This is a genomic window from Cyanobium sp. NIVA-CYA 375 (assembly GCF_056108345.1).
This window is the reverse complement of sequence record NZ_JBSYHW010000129.1, coordinates 1-3,738: the sequence shown is the minus strand read 5'-3', so window position 1 is coordinate 3,738 and position 3,738 is coordinate 1. Positions and strand designations below refer to the sequence as shown.

The 3,738-nt window shown below is 62.1% G+C and carries 6 protein-coding genes; 2 read left to right on the top strand and 4 right to left on the bottom strand.

Annotated elements, in window-relative coordinates:
- From AC01FP_RS16435 to AC01FP_RS16425, 3 genes are all read right to left on the bottom strand, one after another.
- Nucleotides 1-1,409, bottom strand: a 1,409-nt coding sequence (locus AC01FP_RS16435) for a phytoene desaturase family protein (RefSeq protein WP_474481744.1), incomplete at its 3' end; no start/stop codon positions are given.
- Nucleotides 1,409-1,867: a thiol-disulfide oxidoreductase DCC family protein gene (locus tag AC01FP_RS16430; protein ID WP_474481743.1), complete on the bottom strand. Its 459-nt coding sequence runs from the start codon at nucleotides 1,865-1,867 to the stop codon at nucleotides 1,409-1,411. The genes AC01FP_RS16435 and AC01FP_RS16430, both read right to left, overlap by 1 nt.
- The gene (locus AC01FP_RS16425; RefSeq protein ID WP_474481742.1) at nucleotides 1,864-2,103 is read right to left on the bottom strand and encodes a hypothetical protein; all 240 of its coding nucleotides are present in this window, start codon (nucleotides 2,101-2,103) and stop codon (nucleotides 1,864-1,866) included. Before AC01FP_RS16425 ends, AC01FP_RS16430 begins: the two co-directional genes overlap by 4 nt.
- A gap of 68 nt (nucleotides 2,104-2,171) precedes the next feature.
- On the opposite strand from AC01FP_RS16425, the gene AC01FP_RS16420 reads away from it, so the two are divergent.
- Both AC01FP_RS16420 and AC01FP_RS16415 read left to right on the top strand, forming a co-directional pair.
- On the top strand, nucleotides 2,172-2,624 hold the full coding sequence (locus AC01FP_RS16420) for a secondary thiamine-phosphate synthase enzyme YjbQ (protein WP_474481741.1): 453 nt from the start codon (nucleotides 2,172-2,174) through the stop codon (nucleotides 2,622-2,624).
- Between the two features lie 26 nt (nucleotides 2,625-2,650).
- Entirely contained in the window at nucleotides 2,651-3,136 is a 486-nt protein-coding gene (locus AC01FP_RS16415) for an HIT family protein (RefSeq protein WP_474481740.1), read from the top strand.
- 58 nt (nucleotides 3,137-3,194) lie between these two features.
- On the opposite strand, the gene AC01FP_RS16410 is transcribed toward AC01FP_RS16415, so the two are convergent.
- Nucleotides 3,195-3,738: beta-barrel domain-containing protein (locus AC01FP_RS16410; RefSeq protein ID WP_474481739.1), on the bottom strand; the 544-nt coding region annotated here is incomplete at its 5' end.

The following is a 3,738-nucleotide window of genomic DNA, read 5'->3' as shown; positions in this document are numbered from 1 at the left end:
AGGTTTTCGAATGGCGTCTCACCCCCTGGAAATGGGCCCTTATCTGCCGGCCAGGCGGGCCCGTAGCTTCCTCGTTTGACCCGCAGGTAGTGCTGGTGGGTGAGTGGCGTGCCCTGTAGTTCCAGCACCAGCCGCTCTCGCCAATCCGGGATTAGGGGATCAAGCACCTGATGAAACACCGCACAGCGTTCTGCTTTAAGTGCCTTGTACTCAGGGGTGCCCCGCTGCAGGTGTTCCCACAGGTGCCATGGTTCATTGGCCGGGGTGTAGCCGTGCAGTACATGCTGGCCTGGTGGTGCCAGATGGGGATCGAGCAGGGATGGCATCGACAACACCACCATGTTGCGATCCGCTGCGATGCCCCGTTGCCAATCTCCTACCCACACGTGATGCACAGGCAGGTGCTGGAGATCCTCTCCCCGCAGGGCGAGATGCCAATGCAAAAATCCATGACAGGCGGGAGTGTTTGATACTTTCTTGCCCCAGCTGCTAGGTATCTCTCGCGGATTGATTAGGGCCAAGGTGTCCCAGGGGCTGGCGTTGCTGATTACCCCCCGCCGGGCTCGAATCATGGAGCCGTCATGTAGCCGCACCCCAACGGCGCGTTTGTGCTCAAGGCAGACTTCTGCTACAGGCGTGTTGGTATGCAGGCTGCCGCCATGGCGCTCCATACCCCGTTGCAGGGCGGCCACCACGGCAGCGCTGCCTCCGAGCGGGTAGTCGAGGCAGGCTCCGGGTTCGAACCACTCGCCAAACAGGGTGGCCATTGCCGCTGCGCTGGTTTGATCCATCGGCAGTCCTGAGATCAGGAAGCAGAGCAGATCAACCCAATGGAGCAGGAAAGGATCACTGAGGTGACGCCTTGCCAAGGGGCCAAAGGCACCACCTAATTTGGCAAGAGTGCCCGCCTGGGCTAGTAGACCAAGGGCTTGCCCCCCGAGGGTTGTGGCCAGCCCCAGGCCCGGCCGTATTGCTAGCAGGGGCAAGGCACGTACCGCCCGGCAGCTTGGTTCAAGCACCCGCATAAAGCGGGCCCATTCGTCGCTGGCGGCCGGCCCTCGCAGTTGGCGCACCACCTCGAGAAAGGGGTCGAGGCCTACTTCGACACGCAGCTGCCCCTCTGGGAGCAGCAGCCCCCAGTCTCGGTAACTGGCCACAGCCACTGTTTCACCTATGGCCCGTAGAACCTGCGCCAGGGGGTTGCTGCTTGGCCAGCGGCCTAGCCCAGACCAAAGGGAGGGACCAGATTCAAACTGGAGCCCTTGGCGGCTAAATCCATGGGCCGCTCCCCCGGGCACGCTGTGGGCCTCTAACACCAGCACCTCTAGCCCGTAGCGAGCCGCAAGGGCTCCGGCACACAAACCACCAAGGCCGCTGCCGATCACCACCAAGTCGACTTCCTGTCGCATTAGTCGCTCCGACACGTACCACTGCGTGCATGGCAGAGGCTTTCCAGGCTGGGTCGTCCAGTGAGCCGCAGGCGCAGGCCTGCCCAGATGCCGTAGGTGATGTTGGCCAAGGGGCGCAGTAGGGGCCACTGGGTTGGGGCATAAAGCCAGCCCAGGCCGATCAGGTCGTATGCGCGCTGGAACACCGCGACGTCGCGCAGCACGGCTCCACCTGAATCAATGGCGTGAATGCGCCCCATGGCTTCTCGATAGCTGATGCCGGCGTAGCTATCTGGGTTGTATTCGGCGCTATCGATGTCAACGAAAGCGAGCTTCAGCTGCTGGCCATGGCGCTCCCAGTCTTTGCGACCAAGCAGCTTCACCTCTCGCAGGCACAGGGGGCAGCCCCCGTCGTAAAGCAGGGTGAGGGCTGGGGTATGGGCTTCGTTGGAACCTGGCTCGCTCAAGGTAGGGCTCACTTTTTGCGGCAGTAGTTACCGCCCACGTTCATCCAGCCCGATGGGCAGGCCTTGCCGTTGGTGGGCTGCACCGTGTAGTTCATCAGGCCCAAGGTGCTGCACTTGCCGTTCAGCATGTCTACGTATCCCATTGGGCAAATATCGCCAATCTTTGGCACCTGTCGCTGGGCCTGGGCCGGTTGGGCTGCAAGGGCAAGGCCGGGCAATGCAATCAATAGGGGCAGTAGTAGGCGCATGGCAGTCACCCAGGTCAGTTGATCACATCACATAATGCTAGGCAGGTGTTGACTCCAGCCTTGACCTCATGCTGCGCCAAAGCCTCGAGACCATGCGGGTGGTGACCCCAGGCGAGGGCTTCACGGATCTCACCGGCCGTCTTAATGCCGCTTTAGCGGCCAGTGAGATGCAGCAGGGGCTGCTGAACTTGGTTTGTCTGCATACCTCGTGCAGTCTCATCATCAACGAAAACGCCGATCCGCGTGTATTGCGCGATCTTGCCACCTATCTCCGGGCCCTGGTGCCGGAGGAGGGCATCCGTTCGGTAAGCGGCCGGGGTGAACTGCTTCCCTATGTGCATGCCGATGAGGGGGCAGATGACATGCCCGCCCACATCCGAACGGCGCTGACCACCAGCCAGCTGAGTCTCTCCTTTGAGGCGGGCCGCTTGCTGCTCGGCACCTGGCAGGCGCTCTATCTGTGGGAGCATCGCCGCTGCGGCAGCGAGCGGCTATTAACTGTGCATCTGTTGGGCTCTTAATGCTGCCCGTTGATGAGAATGGAGTTATGAGCAACTGCTGCCCTATTTGCCGCGCCCATGACGACAGCTCAGCGCGGGGCACCTACGAAATCGGCCGCGGATCGCTTTGGCTGTTGCGACACCACCCCGATCCTTCTCCCCTAGTGGGTTGGCTGTTGCTCGACAGTCGCCGCCACCTCGCTGGGCCAGCTGACTTCAGCAACCAAGAAGCTGCCTCCTGGGGGCTAGCCGTGCGCCAGGCCAGCGCCCTGGTGCGAGAGCAAACCGGCTGCGACAGGGTTTATGCGATTGCTTTTGGCGAAGGGGCACCCCACTTACACCTGCACCTGATTCCGCGCTTTGCCAATGATCCACGCACGGCTGCCTGGTCGGTTGCGGATCACTACCGGGCAGTGGGCGGCGGTGAACGTGTTGCTGCTGCTCCGCAATTAGTGGCTGAGCTGGTAGCTAGGAGCCGAGATCGCTTAGATCTCAATTCTCTTGGAGGGCCGTCAAGCCTGGAGTCGGTGTAGCGCCGCTGGATACCAAGCTGATGAAATCGGTCTGCTGGAAACGCTCTCCTGTGTGTTTTCAGAGCGATTGCAACACTCGCAGCTTGCGCATCAGGGCAGTCATGGCACTTGTGCGGCCCGTCACCACATCCGCTTGCACCTGCATGCCAGGCCGCAGGGCGCAGCGCCGCAGCCGCTGCATCAGTTCGGTCCGATTCGGCTGCACCACCACCTGATAGGTGCCCGGACCTGCTGCGCCGTTCGCGGCTGGCTGGGCCTGCGAGGCGTCAGCGGCGATGGCGGTGACGCGACCTGGCAGCACGCCGAAGTCGGAATAGGGGCACCCCTCCACGCGCATGTGGGTTGTTTGACCGGTGCGAATTGGTGTGATCTCACTGCCGGGCACCTGCACGTTCACTTGCAATGGCCCGGTGTTGGGGGCGATGGTGGCGATTACGTCTCCGGGCCTGAGCACTTGGCCTCGATGGCGGACTGCAATCTCGAGCAGTGAACCGGTAGTCGGTGCGCGCAGCACCGTGCTGGCGACGGCACGATTTACTTCCGCTAGTTCTGTCTGGCGCAGGCTGATGGTCTTTTTCAGCTCCTCGACACCGCTGAGGGAG

Coding starts and splice junctions, on each gene's coding strand:
- AC01FP_RS16425 (WP_474481742.1), bottom strand. CDS start 2,103: ATGCGCCTACTACTGCCCCTATTGATTGCATTGCCCGGCCTTGCCCTT.
- AC01FP_RS16420 (WP_474481741.1), top strand. CDS start 2,172: ATGCTGCGCCAAAGCCTCGAGACCATGCGGGTGGTGACCCCAGGCGAG.
- AC01FP_RS16415 (WP_474481740.1), top strand. CDS start 2,651: ATGAGCAACTGCTGCCCTATTTGCCGCGCCCATGACGACAGCTCAGCG.